Origin of the sequence: Streptomyces sp. NPDC058683 (genome assembly GCF_042716195.1) — a bacterium.
Lineage (GTDB): Bacteria > Actinomycetota > Actinomycetes > Streptomycetales > Streptomycetaceae > Streptomyces.
Map to the genome: position 1 here is coordinate 136,732 of NZ_JBHXSK010000024.1, position 19,011 is coordinate 155,742.

General features: G+C 72.5%; 15 protein-coding genes. 11 read left to right on the top strand and 4 right to left on the bottom strand.

The features are described 5' to 3' along the window. Window positions 1-2 precede the first annotated feature (2 nt). Window positions 3-521, bottom strand: a complete 519-nt coding sequence (locus ACFWXC_RS26625) for a DUF6879 family protein (RefSeq protein ID WP_384482615.1) — start codon at window positions 519-521, stop codon at window positions 3-5. Beyond that, complete coding sequence (locus ACFWXC_RS26630) at window positions 502-777, bottom strand: hypothetical protein (protein ID WP_384482617.1); 276 nt, start codon at window positions 775-777, stop codon at window positions 502-504. Before ACFWXC_RS26630 ends, ACFWXC_RS26625 begins: the two co-directional genes overlap by 20 nt. Window positions 778-1,179: 402 nt before the next feature. Here ACFWXC_RS26630 and ACFWXC_RS26635 point away from each other — a divergent pair, with 402 nt between their 5' ends. Genes ACFWXC_RS26635 through ACFWXC_RS26655 form a run of 5 tightly spaced genes read left to right on the top strand, consistent with a single transcriptional unit; the run spans window position 1,180 to window position 4,015 of the window. Next, a complete protein-coding gene (locus ACFWXC_RS26635; RefSeq protein WP_384482619.1) occupies window positions 1,180-2,037 on the top strand; it encodes a helix-turn-helix domain-containing protein in 858 nt (285 codons plus the stop codon). Between the two features lie 49 nt (window positions 2,038-2,086). Continuing rightward, window positions 2,087-2,698 (top strand): Uma2 family endonuclease, encoded by a 612-nt coding sequence (locus tag ACFWXC_RS26640; RefSeq protein WP_384482621.1) that lies wholly within the window; start codon window positions 2,087-2,089, stop codon window positions 2,696-2,698. A 12-nt stretch (window positions 2,699-2,710) separates the two neighbouring features. Next, entirely contained in the window at window positions 2,711-3,064 is a 354-nt protein-coding gene (locus ACFWXC_RS26645) for a hypothetical protein (protein ID WP_384482623.1), read from the top strand. 21 nt (window positions 3,065-3,085) lie between these two features. Next, on the top strand, window positions 3,086-3,433 hold the full coding sequence (locus ACFWXC_RS26650; RefSeq protein WP_384482625.1) for a hypothetical protein: 348 nt from the start codon (window positions 3,086-3,088) through the stop codon (window positions 3,431-3,433). A gap of 54 nt (window positions 3,434-3,487) precedes the next feature. Beyond that, window positions 3,488-4,015 carry a GNAT family N-acetyltransferase gene (locus ACFWXC_RS26655; RefSeq protein WP_384482627.1) on the top strand — a complete coding sequence of 176 codons (528 nt, stop codon included), beginning with the start codon at window positions 3,488-3,490 and terminating at the stop codon, window positions 4,013-4,015. Window positions 4,016-4,021: 6 nt separating this feature from the next. On the opposite strand, the gene ACFWXC_RS26660 is transcribed toward ACFWXC_RS26655, so the two are convergent. Then, the gene (locus tag ACFWXC_RS26660) at window positions 4,022-5,461 is read right to left on the bottom strand and encodes a M1 family metallopeptidase (RefSeq protein ID WP_384482629.1); all 1,440 of its coding nucleotides are present in this window, start codon (window positions 5,459-5,461) and stop codon (window positions 4,022-4,024) included. Here ACFWXC_RS26660 and ACFWXC_RS26665 point away from each other — a divergent pair. Both ACFWXC_RS26665 and ACFWXC_RS26670 read left to right on the top strand, forming a co-directional pair. Next, on the top strand, window positions 5,451-5,951 hold the full coding sequence (locus ACFWXC_RS26665) for a hypothetical protein (protein ID WP_384482631.1): 501 nt from the start codon (window positions 5,451-5,453) through the stop codon (window positions 5,949-5,951). The two genes, ACFWXC_RS26660 and ACFWXC_RS26665, sit on opposite strands and share 11 nt — an antisense overlap. A 126-nt stretch (window positions 5,952-6,077) precedes the next feature. Further along, on the top strand, window positions 6,078-11,351 hold the full coding sequence (locus ACFWXC_RS26670) for a hypothetical protein (RefSeq protein ID WP_384482633.1): 5,274 nt from the start codon (window positions 6,078-6,080) through the stop codon (window positions 11,349-11,351). Between the two features lie 19 nt (window positions 11,352-11,370). On the opposite strand, the gene ACFWXC_RS26675 is transcribed toward ACFWXC_RS26670, so the two are convergent. Next, window positions 11,371-12,057 carry a pentapeptide repeat-containing protein gene (locus tag ACFWXC_RS26675; RefSeq protein ID WP_384482635.1) on the bottom strand — a complete coding sequence of 229 codons (687 nt, stop codon included), beginning with the start codon at window positions 12,055-12,057 and terminating at the stop codon, window positions 11,371-11,373. 252 nt (window positions 12,058-12,309) lie between these two features. On the opposite strand from ACFWXC_RS26675, the gene ACFWXC_RS26680 reads away from it, so the two are divergent. The 4 genes from ACFWXC_RS26680 (at window position 12,310) to ACFWXC_RS26695 (ending at window position 18,960) form a co-directional block, all read left to right on the top strand. Continuing rightward, window positions 12,310-13,287 (top strand): zinc-binding dehydrogenase, encoded by a 978-nt coding sequence (locus tag ACFWXC_RS26680; RefSeq protein WP_384482637.1) that lies wholly within the window; start codon window positions 12,310-12,312, stop codon window positions 13,285-13,287. A gap of 251 nt (window positions 13,288-13,538) precedes the next feature. Next, window positions 13,539-14,195: a rhomboid-like protein gene (locus tag ACFWXC_RS26685; RefSeq protein ID WP_384482639.1), complete on the top strand. Its 657-nt coding sequence runs from the start codon at window positions 13,539-13,541 to the stop codon at window positions 14,193-14,195. A 9-nt stretch (window positions 14,196-14,204) separates the two neighbouring features. Further along, window positions 14,205-15,611, top strand: coding sequence for an NAD(P)/FAD-dependent oxidoreductase (locus tag ACFWXC_RS26690; protein WP_384482641.1), 1,407 nt, complete (start codon window positions 14,205-14,207; stop codon window positions 15,609-15,611). Window positions 15,612-15,711: 100 nt separating this feature from the next. Then, complete coding sequence (locus ACFWXC_RS26695) at window positions 15,712-18,960, top strand: Tat pathway signal protein (protein WP_384482643.1); 3,249 nt, start codon at window positions 15,712-15,714, stop codon at window positions 18,958-18,960. The last annotated feature ends 51 nt before the right edge of the window (window positions 18,961-19,011 follow it).

Sequence of the window (19,011 nt, forward strand, 5' to 3'; positions counted from 1 at the left end):
GATCAGCGAGGCCGGTACTCCTCGTGAGGTATCGCGCGTTGCCACGCTGCCTCAAAGGCGTCGGTGCAGAGCTTCACCCGTGCCGGATCGTCCGTGTACTCCCGCCCGTCCTCATCCAACTGCCCGTCACCGGTGAAGTGGTGAAAGAGAGCCTGCGCGTCGTCAAACACCCAGAAATCCGTACCGGGCAACGCAAGATCGGTTGTCTTCCGCCTTGGCAGCCATCTGACTGATTCACCGGCTGCAATATTGGTGAACGTACAGTCGTACTCATACCGCACGTAATCGCTGATCGGCTCGGAGACGATACGCACACGCCGGACGGCGACGCCACGAGCGCCCGCGTCACGCACCGCGTCGTGCCAGCCGCCCCACCATGCCGACCGGTTGCCGGGGTCGAGGCGCTTCCCCTGTTGCCACGCGATGAACTCGGGGTCATCCAGCATGTAGCCATCGCGCAACTCAAGGTGCACCGCTGACCGCTGAGCATTTGCCAGGGCGTTACGCGCTGGTGGTTGCACTTGCTGTCTCTCCGTTTTCGCCGTCCGGACGGGGGACGTACTGAAGCATGACCGCAGGGAGCCTGATAATCGTCTCGTGGTCCGGGACGTCAGTGGAGTGGCCGGGGATCGAGCCAATCTCCTGGCACTCCTTCACTTCTTCCTCAGTCGCCTTGTACGACTGGATCAGGAGGTCTCCCGTCTCCTCGTGAAGCCAGATCGTCGGAGACTCATCGGTCGGCGTGTTAGGGATGATGCCGAGGAACTTTAAGGTCACGGTCACTCCCGCTGTCGAGTCGGTTGCACCAGCGTGCACGAGCCTCACGCGTCCGACTGATCAGCGCAAGACGGCGCATGGGGCAGAGCTGGTGCACGCAGTTGCTGACGCGACGGTGTGGGCCGAGATCGGTGTGTCGCCGTAGCCCGGAAACGCGGGCGTCGGTCGCGAGGGACGTCACCACCTAAGGAACGACGGGGAGAAAGAACCCCCACCAAGCCCCACCCCTCCCGCCCGTCGCGCAGAGTCACTCCCGCGAGTGAATATGCCCAACTGGGCTGGATTTGAGGCGGGTTGCGTGCCCTACGCTCAGCGCAGCAACCGCAGAAAAACTTCGGCCCTCGCCGGGACGGGCAATCCCAGTGCGAGGGCCTGACCACCTAGGAAGACGAACCCTTCCCGATGGATACGGAAAACCCTAGCGCGCCCTCGTGCGCCGAGTCCCGTGTTGCCGCCAAGAAGCACCCGAACCGGGGGTCCGGCGGCGGGCTCATTCACGAGAACACCCGCCACACCTCGCACTTCGTGGTGATCGGCAACGACCTCGCCCAGCACCCGGATCTGTCGGGGCTCGCGGTCGGGATCGGCGTGCACATCCAGTCGCTTCCGGCCGGTTCCCGGGTCGACATCAAGACGCTGGCGGAGCGCCTGAAGGAGGGCAGAACTCGTATCGCGGCCGCGCTGCGGGAGCTTGAGGCGGTCGGGTACCTGCGCCGCGAACGCGTACGCCTGCCCGACGGCCGCATCATCACCCGCACGGTCTCCTGCAACCGGCCCGGCCACAGCAGCCGCGCCCATCGGCCGGAAGCCGCAGCACGACCGAAGGCACCGCAGAAGCCCGCCCGCAAGGCCCTCCCACCCGTGCCACGCCCGGCCTGCCCCTCCCCCGCGCTGCTCCAGCAGGCCCTGGACCTGCTCGCACGCCTGCGCCGCCACGACTCCCGGCTGCTGCTGTCGGCCGCCGACACCGAGCATCTGGCCCCCGGAGTCGCCGCCTGGCTGGAACGCGACGCCGCCCCCAGCGCCGTACGGCACGCCCTGACCGCAGACCTGCCGGCCGAACCGCTCCACAGGCCCGCCGCCCTCCTGGCCCATCGCCTGACGGACCGGCTGCCCGCGCCACCGCCCTTCCGCGCACCGGCTCCGCCACCAGCCGTGCCCACCCGGATCCACAACTGCGACAGCTGCGACCGAGGGTTCCGCTCCCCGGCACCTGGACTCTGCCGTGACTGCCGAACCGATCTCCCGGAGGAGACCTAGCATGAAAGCGACGATCCTTGCCCCTGGGCACAGACGAGGAGCGAGCGCCATGACCATCGCACCGGACAACGCGCGGCAAGGCGCCTCCCACCTCTACCGGGCCATGCGGGACTTCGTGCACTCCACGGACGACACCCTTCCTGGCAAGTTCGAGATCACCAAGGAAGGGATCGTCCTCGACATGATGTCGCCCTCGAAGCCGCACGAGCTCACCGTGCTGCGCGTCCGGCAGCGCCTGGAGAAGGTGATGCCGGATGCTCTGGTGGCTCATACGGGGGAACCCGACGTCGAGGACGAACCCGAGGGGGTCATGCGCCGCCCCGATGTGATGGTGATCAGCGATGCGGAGATGGAGGGAGACGGTTCCTTCGATCCCCGCTCGCTCGTCGCCGCCGTCGAAATCGTCTCGCGCTCCAATCCGGACAACGACTGGATCTCCAAGATGCGCGACTACCCCCTGATCGGCATCCCCGTCTACGCGGTCTTCGATCCCCGCACCGGCACGGGCGCCGTCCTCACCGACATCCACCCCACCCCTGAAGGCCCCCGTTACGCCACCCGCAAGGACTTCGTCTACGGCGAGGACGTCACCATCGGCGACTGGACCATCCCGACCGATAACCTGCCGCGCTATAAGGACACGACTGGCGAGCAGCGCTGAGCGGGTGCGACTGTGACCGGCGACAGCTGGCGTGAGCGCAGGCGCGCGCTCCTTGGAGGCGACCAGGCCGCGTCCCAACGCGCTGCCCGTCTCCTGGACGCATGGGGAACCGAGGAACGGGACGACGAGGAGATCGAGGCGGAACACCGGGCGAGCCGACTGGCGGCAGCACGCGAGTACGCACCGAACGCTCTGCTCGAAGAGGAACTCCAACTGCGGCTGACCGGGCCGGACGCAGACGGCGGCGCTCTCCACTTCCGGGTCCGGTTCCGGCAGCAGCTGGACTCCATGGGTATCGCGCGGTCCACCGAGTACACCTATTTGGGACCGGCCGCGGAACAGCCCGCACTTCCGCTTGAGCCCTGATCAGAGCGTCCGGAAGGCACGATGAACGCCGAGGTCGGCCCCGGAGGCGAGCTGATCCCCCGGCCCGAGCTGACGCCGGATGCCCTGCGTGCGGCCCTTGCCGTCGTCGCGCCGGGACGTCTGGATGAGATGCAGGCCACGAAGGACGAGGCCTTCGCCAAGGCCGTCGAGTGGCAGTCCCTGAGCCCGGTGCAGAGCTGGGTGCTGATCTGGGCCAAGGAGATCGAGATCGCTCGCCGGCGAGACCTGTCCGCTCGCTACGCCCAGGCGGAGCACGATCTGGAACACGACGATCCGGTCATCGCCCGAGAGGCCCTTCGCGAACTGCGCGCGATCACTGAAGAGGCGCTGAGGGCAGTACGTACGTGAGCGGCCTGCCCCGCTACCCGCCTGCGGGCCAGTAGGGCCGGATAGGTTGCCGACATGATCCTCGCCCCTCTCCCCCTCACCCCCGACCGCGACATCCCGGCCCCGGTCCTCACCGAGCTCACCGCGCTGTACGCCTCCGACCGGGAGTTCCAGGCGCTCAGCGGTGACTTTCCGGATCCGGACGACATCCGGCCGGAGCAGGTGGCCGGCGCGCTGGCCGACGAGCTGGCGAACCCGGATGTGGAGGTGCTGCTGGCGCGTGCCGAGGGGCGGCTGGTCGGGGTGGTCGTCACGCTGGCCCGGCATCCCGACCCCGCCGACCCGGATCCGTGGATCGGGCTGCTGATGGTGGACGCGGCGGCACGGGCCAGGGGGTACGGGCGGCGGATCGCGGAGGGCGTCGAGGAGAGGTTCCGGGCGGCGGGACGGGACGCCCTCCGGCTCGCCGTGCTGGAGAACAACCCGAAGGGGCTCGCCTTCTGGACGGCCCTCGGGTACGAGGTGATCGGGCATCGCCCGGATCGTCAGCTCGGGCGTCCGTGCGCGGTGCTGCGCAAGGAGCTGGGTACGGCTCAGGGGTGACCGGGCCTACGGCCGGGGCGGCTTGCCGTCGCCGTACAGCCAGTCCTTCCAGATGAGGGAGAAGTCCTTGCCGGGGGCCTTCTTCTCGACGTACGCGGTGAACTCGGCCGTGTCCGCGTTGCCGTGGCGGTGGGTGGCGGCCCAGCCCTGGATGATGTCGTAGAACGTGTCGTCGCCGACCTTCTGGCGGATCTTCTGGAGGACCATCGCGCCCCGGTCGTACACCGGCGGTTCCGAGATGTACGCGGCGCTCGGCGGCTTGGCGGGCGGGAACCCCCAGAGGGTGGCGTCGTCCTTGGGGGTGGCGTAGGTCTTGTCGAAGGTCTGCTGGGCGCTCGGGCCGCCGTGGTCCTCGGCCCAGAGCCACTCGGCGTAGGTCGCGAAGCCCTCGTTGAGCCACATGTCCCGCCAGGTCCTCGGGGTGACGGAGTCGCCGTACCACTGGTGGGCGAGTTCGTGGACGAGGGTCTCGGTGTCCGGGGCGCCGGGGAAGACGGGCCGGGTCTGGGTCTCCAGGGCGTACCCGGCGTCGGCCGGGCGGTCGACGATCGCGCCGGTGGAGGAGAAGGGGTAGGGGCCGAAGTTGTACGCCTCCCACTCGATGATCTCGGGGAGCTTCGCCAGCACCGCCCGGCTCGCCTGCACCTGCGTCGGGTCGACGGCCGTGTACACCGGCAGGCCGTCGGAGAGGGTGGAGCGGGTGACCGTGTAGTGGCCGACGGCGACCGTGGCGACGTAGCTCGCCATCGGCTCGGCGGTGTGCCAGACGAAGGCCGTACGGCCGTTCTTCGTCGTCTCGCTCTTCAACTCCCCGTTGGAGACGGCCTGGAGGCCCTTCGGCACGGTGACCGTGATGTCGTACGACGCCTTGTCGGAGGGGTGGTGGTTGCCGGGGAACCAGGCCATGGCGCCGACCGGCTCGCCGAGGCCGAGCGCGCCGTCCGCGGTGCGCAGCCAGCCCTCCTTGGAGCCGTCGGGGTCGGTGATCGTCTCCGGGCGGCCCGAGTAGCGCACGGTCGTGGCGAAGGTCTCGCCCTTGTCCAGGTCGTCGTGCGGGCGGACGGTCAGCTCCTGGCCGGCCCGGTTCCAGCGGGCCTCCTTGCCCTCGACGGTGACCGAGTCGACGTGCAGTCCTCGGAGGTCGAGGTCGAAGGCGGACAGGTCCTGGCCGGCCCGGGCGGTGATCACGGCGGTGCCGGTGAGGCGGCGGGTGGCGGGGTCGTAGCCGATGTCCAGGGCGTAGTGGCTCACGTCGTAGCCGCCGTTGCCCGCCTTGGGGAAGTACGGGTCGCGCAGGCCCGCGCCGCCCGGGGTGCCGTGGACCCCGCCGTCGCACGCGGCCAGCGCCAGTGTTAGGCAGAGCAGGGCGGACGGGAGAACGAGCACGGATCGGGGCACGCACGTGATCGTAGGACGCCATGACACCATCGACGACGTGCTCGACATCGGCTACGCCCTCTCCAACCGGTTCCCGGACCCGCCCCAGACCGACTACCGGCGGGTGGACGTCCACGCGCTGCGCCACGACCTGTTCTGCGGGGACGTCTACCTCGCGGACACCAAGGCGGACCGGGAATTGTCCACAGCCTGGGGATGGGTGCCGGTGCTCGACTTCGCGTGGGCGCTGTGCGACATCGTGGAACGGCTCGACCGCGACCCGGCGGGGTCCCGGGCCGCCCGGCCCCAGCACGCGGAACTCGACTTCACCGAGTCCACCGACCGCATGCTCTTCGAGCGCCGCTTCGGCTGGGTGGACGTCGAGGCCGACTGGATGCCCGCCGAGGAGCCTCCGCTCACCTTCTCCCACCGCGAACTGCGCCGGGAGGCACGGGACTTCCTGCACGACCTGCTCGCCGACCTGACCGACATGCACGAGGGCCTGGCCGACAACCCGGCGATCTGGACGCTCCAGGCCCGTTTCCCGAGAGTCTCCTGACCTCCCGGGCCGCCGAACGACGCCCGGATGTACGGACGTTGACCGCCCGAAGAGCCGGGAGTGACAAGTGGGGCGGGAGTCGACGGAAGGCGTCCCGCCTGACCCGGCCGCCTTTACGTTGACTCCGTGCGGACGCAGCGACAGGCAGGCGACAGCGGAAAAGACGCCTCTCCCCCGGTACCGGTCACCGCCAAGCCCATCGGGGCCAGCACGCCCGTCGGCTCCACCGTGCCCGTCGGGCCCACCACGTCTGTCGGGCCCACGGAACAGGCGATGCTCGCCCTCATGGGGACCGCGGGGAACGCGGCCACCACGCAGGCGCTGCGGGACGCGAAGGGGAAGGGCGTCTCCCGGCCGTCGGCGGTACGCAGCCGGCCGGTGGCGGCCGTGGCCCCCGTCGAGGAGGAGCGCACCGAGCCGGGGCTCGTGCTGCCGCCGTACCTGATGGACTTCCAGGCCGCCGGGCTGTCCACGGCGTACGGGCTGACCGGGCACGAGTTCGTGACGAACGCGGTGGCCGCCGTCGTCGGGCACGGCGACGGCACGGTCGCCGACATCGGCGCCGAGCTCGCCGGGCGCCCCGAGTCGTTCTACGGGCAGGGCCGTGCCTTCGCCGTCCAGGGCAAGACCGGCAAGGAGTGGTTCGACGTCACCGTCACCGTCTCCCGCGCCCCCGACGACCGGCCGCCCGTCTTCCACCCGAAGGACCTGCTCGCGAACACCGTGCCGGACCCGGACGGAGCACCGCTCGCCGCGGTGGACGAGGCCGAGGGCAAGGACACCAAGGTCGACGTCCAGCACAACACCGCCACCACCGTCGCGACCACCGCGAGCGGCGGGTCCAGCAAGGGCCTGGGCGGCATGGCCTTCGGGCTCGCGCCCGTCGTACCGGGGCTGTGGCTGGGCGGCGCCGGCCTGGCCAACGCGCAACCCTGGCAGTCCTCGCGGGAGTCCCGCAGCCAGCGCAACGTGGCCGAACCGCGGGTGCTGCGCAGCGAGAAGGGCTCGGTCGAGGCGCCGCGCAAGGTGCGGTACGGGGTACGGATCAAGAAGCACGGCGCCCCGGCCGAGCAGGTCTTCCACGGCTCGGGCGCCCTCACCCAGCGGGTGCCCACCGAGCACCTCGTCCCGGCCGGGACCGCGGCGCCCGCCGCTCCGCAGCCCCTCCAGGCCGACACCGCCCGGCGCGTCTCGCTCGCCGACTCCATGGCCCCGGTCGCGGTGACCGACAGCGCGGCCCCGCACCAGGGCGGCGGCGGGCTCTTCGACGCGGTGGCCGCCGTCCTGCACCCCTCGCTCACCGCGGCCGGGGCCCCCGGCCGCGCCCGGCTCTACGAGGCGACCTCCACGGCGACCGTCCTGGAGGACATGCCCCGGCTGCTGCGCGACGGCGTCACCGGCGAGGACCTGGCGTCCAAGGACGGCAGCAGCGTCGGCAGCTACCGCCTGCACGCCGAGATCACCGGCATGTCGCCCGCCTGGGGCACCGGCGGAACCCAGCTGCGCACCCATCAGCAGACCCAGCACACGGTCACCGAGAGCGCGGGCAAGGGGCGCGCCGTCACCGGCGGCCTGGGCCCGGCCATCGGCGTCGGAGCGGTCGGGAACGCCGCCGTCGTACGGGCCACGGCCATGCCGGTCGCGGCGGCCCGCAAGGCGCGGTTCACGGTGGCCGAGCAGACCGTGTCGAGCCGCCAGGGTGCGGAGGTGCGCGGCGACAAGGTGCTCTACCTCGCGACCGTCCAGTTCACCGCGGAGGGCACGGGGCCGCGCTCGGCCCAGATGATCCTGCGCCCCGGGACCCGGGTCGCCCGGCACGCGATGCGGGTGTGGATGAGCCTGCGGGCCGACGAGGCACAGTCGCTCGGGCTGCCGCTGCCGCCCGGCGTGGAGGCCAAGGAATTCATCGAGAAGCCCAAGCGGACCGACGAGAACGGCAACGAGGTCGACGTCGAACGGCACCTCCCCTTCGGCGCCATGGGCTCCAGCGTCGCCCTCAGCCGGCTCGACACCGGCCCCATGGTCCGGGCCGTACAGGAGCTGTTCGCGACCGATCCCCGGCTGGCCGGCTACCTGCCCTCCTTCGGTACGGACGCGGTGGCTTCCGCGCCGGGCAAGGAGGAGGCCGCGCTCCAGCGGCGCAACCACCGCGAGCTGATGGCCGCCCTGTCCGAGACCAACCTGCGGGTCAACAAGGACCAGCTGACCTCGACCGGCATCCGGGTCAGGCTGCGCCGCAAGACCACCCTGCACGCGCACGACGTGCAGCTCCGCGTCAAAGGGCAGCTCCGCGAGACCGGCTACCTCGGCGACACCGACGACTGGCTGGTCCGCAGCCACTCCGGTGTCACCGGCAACGCGCAGAGCGGACGCAGCAGTTCACGCTCGATCGGCGGTCTCGTGCTCGGGCAGGCCAGGATCGTCCCCGGCATCCTGACCGGCTCGGCCCGCTACGAGAGGCACCGCACCGGCACCCGCCGCAACCAGGCCGGCCCCACCACCCGCACCGACGTCCTCACCAACGGCTCCGAGAAGGCCAGCACCTTCGGGGCGGCCCTGCGCCTCGACGTCGACGTCACCATGACCTCCCGGCAGCGCAAGCTCGGCCGCGCCCTCACCCCCGGCTCCCCGGGCCAGGACGCGCCAGAAGCCCGGCCGATGGCGGGGCTGCACCTGGAGGAGCAGGACGTACGGCTGGTCACCCCCACCGAGTTCACCCTCGACGAGGAGGGCAAGCGGCGGCAGGACGCGGTGGGCGACCGGCGGCGGGCGCAGACCCCGCGGCCCGACCACGCCGTCACCGCCGAGGGCATCGGCGACCTGGCCACGCTCGTGCCCCGGCCGTCCGCCGGGCAGGCGCTGCGGGACTGGCAGCTGGTGGAGACGGTCGGCGACGGACAGGCCGTCCGGGACCTCGCCTTCCAGCTGCTGTCCCGGGCCGCCGCCCGCAACAAGGGCGTACGCGAGGATCCCGCGCTCCAGGCGGAGGGGCTCGCGCCGCGGCTGGCCATCGAGGAGCGGTTCGGCCCGCAGGCCGTCACGGCGGCGCTGCGGCAGGCCGCGTCCTCCGGGTGGGTGGTGAAGAACCTGCGCTATCCGCGGCGGCTCGCCGCGCTGAACGGGGCCGTGGGCACCCGGCTCACGCTGGCCAACCCGAAGTTCCTGCACCGGGGCGCGGGTCCCGGCACGGAGACCTTCGTGCTCGGCGGCCACCAGGCCGCCGGCCAGGAGGGGCAGGGCACCACCAGCACCTGGCAGGTCGGCGCCACCGGCTCGGAGAACGGCCCCGAGTGGCGGCTGGGCCAGGGCCTGTCCGGGAGCCGCACCACAAGCGAGGGCGACGCCCGGTCCGCGGCGCTGTCCGGCACGGTCGAGCGCAACGCCCACACCCCGAAGAAGGCGCCGCTCTATCTGGTCCAGTGCGACCTGCTCGTCAGCATGGTCGCCGAGGTCAAGGTCACCGGCGGCGGCCCCTACGTGGCGACGGCCGGCCGCACCCTGCCGGCCGAGGCGGCGGTGTGGCTGACGGAGGCGCAGCTGCCGGCATCGATCCGCAGGCAGCTGAAACTCGACCCCGAACCGGCGCCGACGACGATGCCGTCGTCGTCCCGGCAGGGGCGACGACCGGCCGAGAGCTCCCGCGCGGGCGCCGAACGCGAGGCCCGGGAAGGGGCCCGGGGAGAGACCCGGGGAGGGGCCCGGGAAGAGACCCGCGCCACGGGTACGACGGACACGGCCGGATCCACCACCGCCGGATCCACCACCGCCGGGACCACCGCCGCCGGCTCCACCACGTCCGCGGCGCCGCGTGCCACCGGCCCGTCCTTCGCCCGCACGCTGCCCCTCGGCTTCGGCATGATCGAGAACCTGCCGAACTTCGTGCCGCTGCTGGCCCGGCTGCGTACCCGCCTCGCGGAGAACGGGCAGCAGAGCCTGGCCGACGACCTGCTGCCCCGGCGGCAACTGGCCGACCGCAACGACAACGTGCAACGGCTGCTGCGCGTCCTGGACCGCGACGGCAGCGCCGGACTGCTCTCCGGCGCCATGGACGGCGGGGTGACCGTCGAGCTGTTCGACGGCCGCAAGACCCCGTACTGGGCGGTGTTCAAGGTCAACCGGCTCGCCGACGGCGCCTACGACGGTGCGGCGGACGACGGCCGGGACCTGGAGTACATCACCGCGGCCGTCGCCCAGCAGGCCACCTCCCACGACGAGGGCGTGGCGACCGGCGCGGAGGGGATCTTCGCCGGCTCCGGCAAACCGGAGGGCGGCGCCGGGCAGCTGAAGAGCATGGGCGGGGCGGCGGGGCTCGGCGTCGGCTCCGGCCGCTCGCGGCGCTCCGGCACGGCCGGCCGCGGCCAGCTCGGCATGAAGACGGTCGCGGAGGCGAAGACCGCCAAGTCGTCGAAGATGCGGGTGCCCATCGAGGCGACCCTCGAACTGCACCGCGGCGACCGCCGGCTGGCGCTGGTCTCCCTGGGCCGCCAGGCACTGACCCACCGCGTGCTGGAGAAGGACCTGGCCGCCCTCGGCCGGCTGACGGCACCGCGCCACCAGCCGGTGGCACCCGCTCCCGGCCCGCAGGGCGACCGCCCGGCCGCGCTGGGCGCCTGGCGCTCCGGGGGTGTGCGGCTGCCGATGGAGGCGCAGGTGAACGGCTTCCAGGGCGCCCCGCAGATACGGGAGCTGGTCAGCTCCGCGGTCGGGGAGGCGGGCGGCGGCGACCGCTTCCGGACCAAGGGCCAGGCCGCCGCGTACACCCTGACCGAGGCCGTCTCCACCGAGTGGCTGATCGCGGCGCTGCCGCTGCTGACCTCCGCCGGGGCGGAGCTGCCGCCGGTGCACGCCACGGGAGCGGCGGGCCAGGACCTGCGGGCGTCCCTGCACGCGCGGCTGCGGGACGGGCGGGTGCTGGGCGTCGGCGACAAGATGACCTTCGAGACGGTGGGGCAGAGCCACCTGGACGCGCCCCGGCCCACCCAGACGGACGGCCAGAGCTCCGCCGAGCACGGCAGGTCGGCGCGCGGCCTGGCGGGCGCGGGGCTGCTCAACGCCGACGAGTTCCGCCTCAACCAGCTGATGGGCAACGCCGGTGGGTCCGGCGGCGCGGCCGACGCGGCGGTGAACGCGTCGGGTTCGATGCCGTTGCACAAGCCCAAGTCCGCGTCGGTCCTCGTGCAGTTCACGCTGGACGTGCGGGTGGTGGCGAGGGTGAGCAACCGGGTGCGCCCCGGCCGTACCGGCACCGCCGTGCGGGAGCTGACCCTGCCCCGGCCGGTGGTGGTCCGCATGCCGGAACCGGTGGTCCGCCGCATGCTGGCCGCCCAGCGGGACCGGCTCCAGGACCCGGACGACCACCTGGGCCTGCGGAAGGCGGCCGCGGCCACGCCCTCGGACTGAGCACCGCGGCCGGCCGGGCTCACCCCTCCACGCGGATCCCCAGCTGCACGGCCAGCACCGGTGCCAGGTCGAGCAGTTGGGACATGCTGATCACCGCCCCGGCCAGTCGCTCCACCCCTCTGGTGATCTCCAGGGACGCGGCGCCCCGCAGATCGACGTCCTTCATCGTCACCCCAGTGAAGTCGGCCCCCTTCAGGGTGCAGTCGATGAACTCCACCCGCTCCAGGACGGCGTCGCCGAAGTCCGGTTCCACCAGGACGCAGCCCTCGAAGACCACGTCTCTGAGCCTGGCCGTGCGCAGGTTGAGGTAGTCGATCTTGCCGCCGCGGATCACCACGCGCTCCAGCACGGAACCGTGCAGCTGGGTGCCGCCCAGGCGGGCGTCGACCAGCTCGACGTCGCGCAGGGTCGCGTCGGAGAGGTTGGTGCCGACGCCTCTCGCCCCGGTGACGACCGTGTCCAGCAGACGGGCGTGGCGCAGTCCCGTCTCGTCGAAGGCGCAGCCCGTCAGCGCGCAGTCCATGAACCGGGCGCCCGCGCCGTCCTGCCCGACGAAGTCCGCCTCCCGGAACTCCAGCCCGTCGTAGTCCCCGTCCGGCTCCAGCTCGCCGCCGCTCCAGGGTTCCAGCCCGGGCAGCCGCACCTCCGGCCGCCGCGCGCCCTTCACCTTGCCACCGCCGGACCCACCGGCCGCTGTCCTCGCCATGCCCCCATCTTGCAGCCCACCACTGACAACGGAAGGCGGGCCCGGGGGCGGCCGGCCCTTGACCTCAAGCGTGCTTGAGGTCGAAGAGTCGACCCGTCGGACCATCCGGTCCCGGTCATCCGGTCCCTGCCATCCCGTCCCTGCCATCCCGTCCCTGCCATCCGGTCCCTGCCATCCCGTCCCTGCCATCCCGTCCCTGCCATCCCGTCGCTGTCAGCCGGTCCCTGCATCCCGTACCTGGGGGGAGTCCCTGTGCACGCCATCGTCCTGCACGCCTTCGGGCCTGCCGAGAACCTCGTCCACGAGAAGACCGCGGACCCGGTGCCCGGTCCGGGGCAGGTGCGGATCGCGGTCGCCGCGGCCGGTGTCCATCTGCTCGACACGTCCCTGCGCGCGGGCCACCAGGGCCCGGCGCCCCGGCCGACCGTCCTGCCGACGATCCCCGGGCGGGAGGTCGCCGGGACCGTCGAGGCGCTCGGCGACGGCGTCGACGGGCTGTGGCTCGGGCGGCGCGTGGTCGCCCACCTCGGTTTCCGGCCGGGCGGCTACGCCGAGCTGGCGGTCACCGAGGTCGAACGGCTGCACGAGATCCCGGAGAACCTCGGCTTCGCCGAGGCCGTCGCCATGATCGGGACGGGGCGTACGGCGCTGGGCATCCTGCAGTTCGTCGAGCTGGGGCCGGAGTCGGTGGTCCTCGTCCCGGCGGCGGCCGGCGGTATCGGCACGCTGCTCGTCCAGTACGCCCACCACGCGGGCGCCACCGTGATCGGCCTGGCCGGCGGCCCCGAGAAGACCGCCCGGGTCCGGGCCGCCGGCGCCGACCTGGCCCTCGACTACACCGACCCCGGCTGGCCCGCCGAGGTCCGCGCCCGTTTCGGGTCCGTCACCGTCGTCTTCGACGGGGTCGGCGGCGAGGTCGCCCGGGAGGCCGTCGCCCTGCTCGGCGAGGACGGGAGGCACCTCGTCTTCGGCTGGTCGTCGGAGGGCATCCAGGGAGGCGGCGGGGGTGCCTTCGTGGAGGGGCTGTCGGAGTCCGTGCTCGGGCCCGCGATGCTCGGCCGGGCCGGCGGCCCCGACCCGCTCCGCACCCTCGAACTCCGCGCCCTCGCCGAGGCCGCCCACGGCCGGCTGCGGCCCGCGCTGACGCGCTTCCCCCTGGCCGAGGCGGCGGCCGCACACCGGGCCCTGGAGAACCGGGCGACGATCGGAAAGGTGGTCCTGGAACCCTGACCGGCTCGCCCGGCCGATGGCCGTCCCGGACGCGCCGAGACCGAGGGGCGCGGGGAACCGCGCGACCAGCCACCACAGTGGCGCAGCCGCCGGACGACGTACCCTCACGAGCCCTTACCCGCTCGGCACGCCCGGGGAGCGAGGCGACGAAGGCGCGGCCCTCCTCCCCGCCGTACCGCTCGCGCTGCGCGATCAGGCCCTCCGGAATGTCAATCATCCATATGACGTCACGGCCGTGCGTGAATCGCCTCATGCGAATTCTCCGGGAGCTCGGCGGCAAGGCGTGGGCGTATGTCCGCAGCGCCCCCGGCACATACGTCTGGCTGGCGATTCTCTTCGTGACCACCGTCGCGCTGCACCACATGTCACCCGAGTTCGAGCAGCAGTTCCTGCGCCAGCGGTCCACCAACATCCGTGAGCTGTCGGACAACCCGGTGCGGGTGCTGGTCGCCAGCGCGATGTGGATCGCGGGCGGGCACTGGGTGCCGTACGCCTTCCTCTACACCGTCTTCCACGCACCCGCGGAACGCTGGCTCGGTACCGCCCGCTGGCTGCTGGTGTGCGTGGCCGCGCACGTGCTGGCCACCCTGATCAGCGAGGGTGCGCTGCTGAAGGGCATCCATGACGGCATCGCCCCGTACTCCGCGGTCAACACCCTGGACATCGGGGTGAGTTACGCGCTGGCCGGGGTGATGGCGGTGCTCGCGTACCGGATCGTGACGCCCTGGCGGTATCCGTACGTCGCGGTCGTGCTGCTCGTCTACGGGCTGCCGCTGACCGAGTCGCCCACCTTCACCGACCTCGGGCATTTCGTCGCCACACTGATCGGTCTCGCCTGCTATCCGCTGGTCAGGGGCCGTGGAAAAGCATGGAATCCGAAGGAGACACTGGCCGCCCTCAGGAGTTAACGTCCGGCCATGAGCAGCTCGGCAAGCAGTGTCGTCAACGGCGGCATCTCCTTCTGGTACGCGGACGACGGCCTCCCTGCGGTACGGGAGCCGCTCGACGGGGACGCCACCGCGGACGTGGTGATCGTGGGCGGCGGGTACACGGGACTGTGGACCGCGTACTACCTGAAGAAGGCCGCCCCCTTCCTGCGGATCACGGTCCTGGAGCAGAAGTTCTGCGGCTACGGCGCCTCCGGCCGCAACGGCGGCTGGCTCTACAACGGCATCGCCGGCCGCGACCGGTACGCCGCGCTGCACGGCCACGAGGCCGCCGTACGGCTGCAGAAGGCCATGAACCAGACCGTCGACGAGGTCGTGGCGGTCGCCGCGGCCGAGCGGATCGACGCCGATCTGCACAAGGGCGGGGTGCTGGAGGTGGCCACCACCCCGGCCCAGCTGGCCCGTCTGAGGGCCTTCCACGAGCACGAGCTGTCGTACGGCGAGCAGGACCGCGAGCTGTACGGCGCCGGGGAGACCCGGGAGCGGATCCGCGTCGCCGACGCGGTCGGCTCGACCTGGACCCCGCACGGGGCCCGGCTGCACCCGGTGAAGCTGGTGAAGGGGCTGGTGGCGGCCGTGGAGGCGCTGGGGGTGCGGATCCACGAGTCCACCCCGGTGACGGAGATCCGGCCGCGGCACGCCGTCACGCCCTACGGCACGGTCCGTGCCCCCTACGTCCTGCGCTGCACCGAGGGCTTCACCGCGAACCTCAAGGGGCAGCGGCGCACCTGGCTGCCGATGAACTCCTCGATGATCGCCACCGAGCCGCTCACCGAGCAGCAGTGGGAGTCGGTGGGATGGCGGGGGCTGGAGACCCTCGGCGACATGGCGCACGCCTACATGTACGCCCAGCGCACGGCCGACGGGCGGATCGCGCTCGGCGGGCGCGGGGTGCCGTACCGGTTCGGGTCGCGGACGGACAACGACGGCCGGACGCAGGAGGCGACGATCGAGGCCCTCCGGGAGATCCTCGTGCGGTTCTTCCCGGCGCTCGCGGGGGTGGGCGTCGAGCACGCCTGGTCCGGGGTGCTCGGAGTCCCGCGCGACTGGTGCGCGACCGTCACCCTCGACCGCTCCACAGGGCTCGGCTGGGCGGGCGGTTACGTCGGCTCCGGTGTCGCCACCACCAACCTCGCGGGACGCACGCTGCGGGACCTGGTCCAGCTCGACTCCGGGCAGGCCGGCCGCACCGACCTGACCGAGCTGCCCTGGGTGAACCACAAGGTCCGCAAATGGGAGCCGGAGCCGTTCCGGTGGCTCGGCGTGCAGGGCATGTACGCCACCTACCGCGCCGCCGACCAGCGCGAACGACTCCACCCGAGCGCCGAGTCGTCCCGGCTGGCGAGGGTCGCGGACCGGGTGGCGGGACGCCACTGACGCACCGTGGGGCGCGGACGCCCCTGGAAACCCGTTGAGGCTGTGTCACACCTGTGTGCGAACATCGCCCCAACATTCGTATTCCAGGGGGGAATTGACGGTGCACTCCGCGACCGGCACCACCTTCGGCACGACGGCGAGACCCGGGCGGCTCACCGCCGTGTCCGTCCTCGTCGTCGCCCTGCTCGCCTCGCTGCTCACGCTCACCGGCGCCGGGTCCGCCCGCGCCGACGACCCGGTGTGCGCGCCACTGGCCCTCGCGTCCTTCGGCGACCCCGGGGACGCCGTCGGCAAGGTGACCGTCCCGGCCCAGGAGACGGCCTGCTTCACCGTGACGGCCCCGGAGGCGGGCCTGTACATGGTGTCGCTGGAGGACAGCCACCACGAGGCGTACACCCAGCTGTCCGCCGCGGACGGCACCCCGGTGGACTGCTACGACGAGGAGTACTCCGAGCAGGGCCGCTGCCAGGTGCCCGCGGCCGGCACCTACACCCTCACGGTCGTCAACAGCGGCTGGGTGGACCCGGAGGACGCCCAGGTCACCGTCGTCCCGCTCGGCTCGGCCACGCCGGGCTGCTTCGAGGCCGCCGGCACCAACTGGGACCAGCCGCTCACCACGCGCACCAGCGTGAGCCCGATCGAGGTCGACTGCCAGGGCATCGACGCCCGGCCCGGCGAGCGCATCCGGCTCACCGCCGTCACCCGGGTCTACGGCGGCGCGACCGCGTGGCTCACCGACGCGACCGGCGCCCGGATCTGCCCGCACTTCCCGGAGGACGGCGAGACCAGCTGTGTGCTGCCCGGTAGCGGCCCCTACCGGGTGATCTCCCAGGTGGACTCCACGGACGGCGGCTTCCCGGCCGACTACACGGTCACCGCCCGCCGCCTGAACGACCCCCAGGGCTGCACCACCACCCCCGTCCGCCCCTACGGCGCCCTGGACCCGCAGGACCTCACCGTCGGCGGCTGCTACACCTTCACCAGCGACAAGGCCGGCCTGTACACCGTCCACTACGTGAACGAGGACCGCGCCACCGGCCCGGTCCCGGTCTACGGCACGGACGGCAAGACCGTGTGCAGCGGCGGCACCGACCCGTGCCGGGTGCCCGCGGCCGGCACCTACACCGCGATCCCCGAGGGCTCCGCCCGCCAGAGCGTGGTCGTCCTCGACCGCGCCTCCGACGCGGGCTGCACGGCGACCGGGTACGGCCTGCACCAGGGCGAGCTGAGCACGCCCGGCCAGTACGACTGCCTGACCCTGCCCGCCCCGCAGAACGCCCGGATCGCCGTCCTCAGGCCGCTCGTCTCCTCCGGTGTCGGGGCCCGCCTGGAGGTCCTCGACCGGGACGGCACCGCCCAGTGCACCGCGCAGGAGATCTCGGACGGCAACTGCGCGCTCACCGGCACCGCGCCCTACCGGACGCTGGTGCACACCGAGAACCAGGCCGAGGGCGCGACCGGCCCCTACGCCCTCGCCCTGTACCGCACCGACGCCGCGGGTGACTGCCCCGTCCTGCCCGCCGGCAGCTTCACCGCCGACGGCGCCGAGGCCACCTTCGCCACCGGTGACGGCGTCTTCTCCCGGTGCCTGAGCATCCCGGCGGACGCCCACACCGGCACCGAGCTGTTCCAGCTGACCGCGACCTCCGGCGCCGTACCGGCGCGGTTCTCGGTGCTGGACGCCACCGGCAAGAAGGTCTGCGACCACATCCCCGCCACCAGCGGCTGGACGGTGTGCTCGCTCACCCCGGGCATGGCCCACACCGTGCTGGTCACCGGCCGCGACCAGGCCGCCGCCTACACCCTGACCCGCCGGGACGTCACCGCCACCGCCGCCTCGGCGGGCTGCACGAGGACCGCCGCGGCCAAGGTCGGCGGGCCCTCGGTGAAGGGCACGGCCGGCGCCGCCGGCACCGTCGACTGCGTCCAGGTCACCACCCCGGCCGCCACCGACGTCGTCCACGTCAACGTGCGGGACGCGCTGGGCACGGCGAACATCGCGGTGATCGGCGGTGACGGCAAGACCGAGTGCTCCTACCGCAACAGCCCCTGCGCGGTCACCGGTTCCACCACCCACCAGGTGCTCGTCCAGACCCCGGCCGACCTGAAGGCCGCCCCCGAGTACCACCTGGACGCCCTGCGCATCGCGACCGCCGACGGCCCCGCACCCGAGTGCACCAGGGTCCCGTCCGTGTCCTACGGGTACGGCCCGGTCACCGGCACCCTCGACGAGGCGCACAGCGCCGTCTGCGCGGTCCTGCCGACCGCCGGCCTCGACCGCTTCTCGGCCGACATCAAGGACACCACCGGCGCGGCCGCCAAGGCCGTACCGGCGCTGTACAACACGACGTCCTGGCGCAACGGCTGCACCCGCTACATCGGCGAGGACGGCGAGGGCTACGACTGCGCCACGCTCGGCTCGTCCACGGCGCTCACCCCGACCGTGTTCCTGCTCGGCCTGCCCGAGACCACGTCCGGCACCGCCTACAGCGCCCGGCTGGCCTGCTCGTCCACCCTGTGCGGCACCGACAAGGTGAGCGTCACGGGGATCAGCCCGGCCACCGGGGTGAGCGGCACGAAGGTCAAGGTCACGGTCACCGGTACGGCCCTCGGCCCGAACACCGAGGTACGGCTGAGCCTCGCCGGCAAGACCGTCTCCGCGAAGGCCGACTCGGTCGCCGCCGACAACCGCTCGGTGACGGCCACCCTGGACCTGACGGGCGCGGCGGCCGGCACCTGGAACGCCGGCGTGTTCACCACGTGCTGCGAGTACCCGCGCGGCTCCTTCACGGTGACCCCGCCCCAGCTGACCGGTACGGCCGCCCCGAAGATCACCGGCACGGCCAAGGTCGCCGCCAAGGTCACGGCCACGACCGGGAGCTGGTCGGCGACCCCGGGCTCCTACACGTACCAGTGGAAGGCCGACGGCAAGGCGATCTCCGGGGCGACCGCCGCGTCGTACACCGTCCCGGCGGCCCTGCTCGGCAAGAAGCTCACGGTGACCGTGACGGCCGTCAAGAGCGGCTGGCTGAGCGGGGCGGCGACCTCCGCCGCGGTGACGGTCGCGAAGGGGGACGCGCCGAAGGCGACCAAGGCGCCGACGGTCGGCGGCACCGCCAAGGTCGGCAAGAAGCTGACGGCGGCGCACGGCACCTGGAGCCCGGCGGCGACCTCGTACGCGTACCAGTGGTACGCGAACGGCAAGGCGATCAGCGGGGCCACCAAGTCCACGCTGACCCTGAAGTCGGCCCAGAAGGGCAAGAAGATCACCGTGAAGGTCACGGCCCACCGCACGGGCCACAAGGACGGCACGGCGACCAGCAAGGCGACGAAGACGGTCACCGCCTGACTGACGGGTCACACCGTCCGGGCCTGGAGATGCGCCCCACCACCCCACCGC

Coding starts and splice junctions, on each gene's coding strand:
- ACFWXC_RS26635 (WP_384482619.1), top strand. CDS start 1,180: ATGGATACGGAAAACCCTAGCGCGCCCTCGTGCGCCGAGTCCCGTGTT.
- ACFWXC_RS26650 (WP_384482625.1), top strand. CDS start 3,086: ATGAACGCCGAGGTCGGCCCCGGAGGCGAGCTGATCCCCCGGCCCGAG.
- ACFWXC_RS26655 (WP_384482627.1), top strand. CDS start 3,488: ATGATCCTCGCCCCTCTCCCCCTCACCCCCGACCGCGACATCCCGGCC.
- ACFWXC_RS26660 (WP_384482629.1), bottom strand. CDS start 5,461: ATGTCGAGCACGTCGTCGATGGTGTCATGGCGTCCTACGATCACGTGC.
- ACFWXC_RS26685 (WP_384482639.1), top strand. CDS start 13,539: ATGCGAATTCTCCGGGAGCTCGGCGGCAAGGCGTGGGCGTATGTCCGC.
- ACFWXC_RS26675 (WP_384482635.1), bottom strand. CDS start 12,057: ATGGCGAGGACAGCGGCCGGTGGGTCCGGCGGTGGCAAGGTGAAGGGC.
- ACFWXC_RS26690 (WP_384482641.1), top strand. CDS start 14,205: ATGAGCAGCTCGGCAAGCAGTGTCGTCAACGGCGGCATCTCCTTCTGG.
- ACFWXC_RS26640 (WP_384482621.1), top strand. CDS start 2,087: ATGACCATCGCACCGGACAACGCGCGGCAAGGCGCCTCCCACCTCTAC.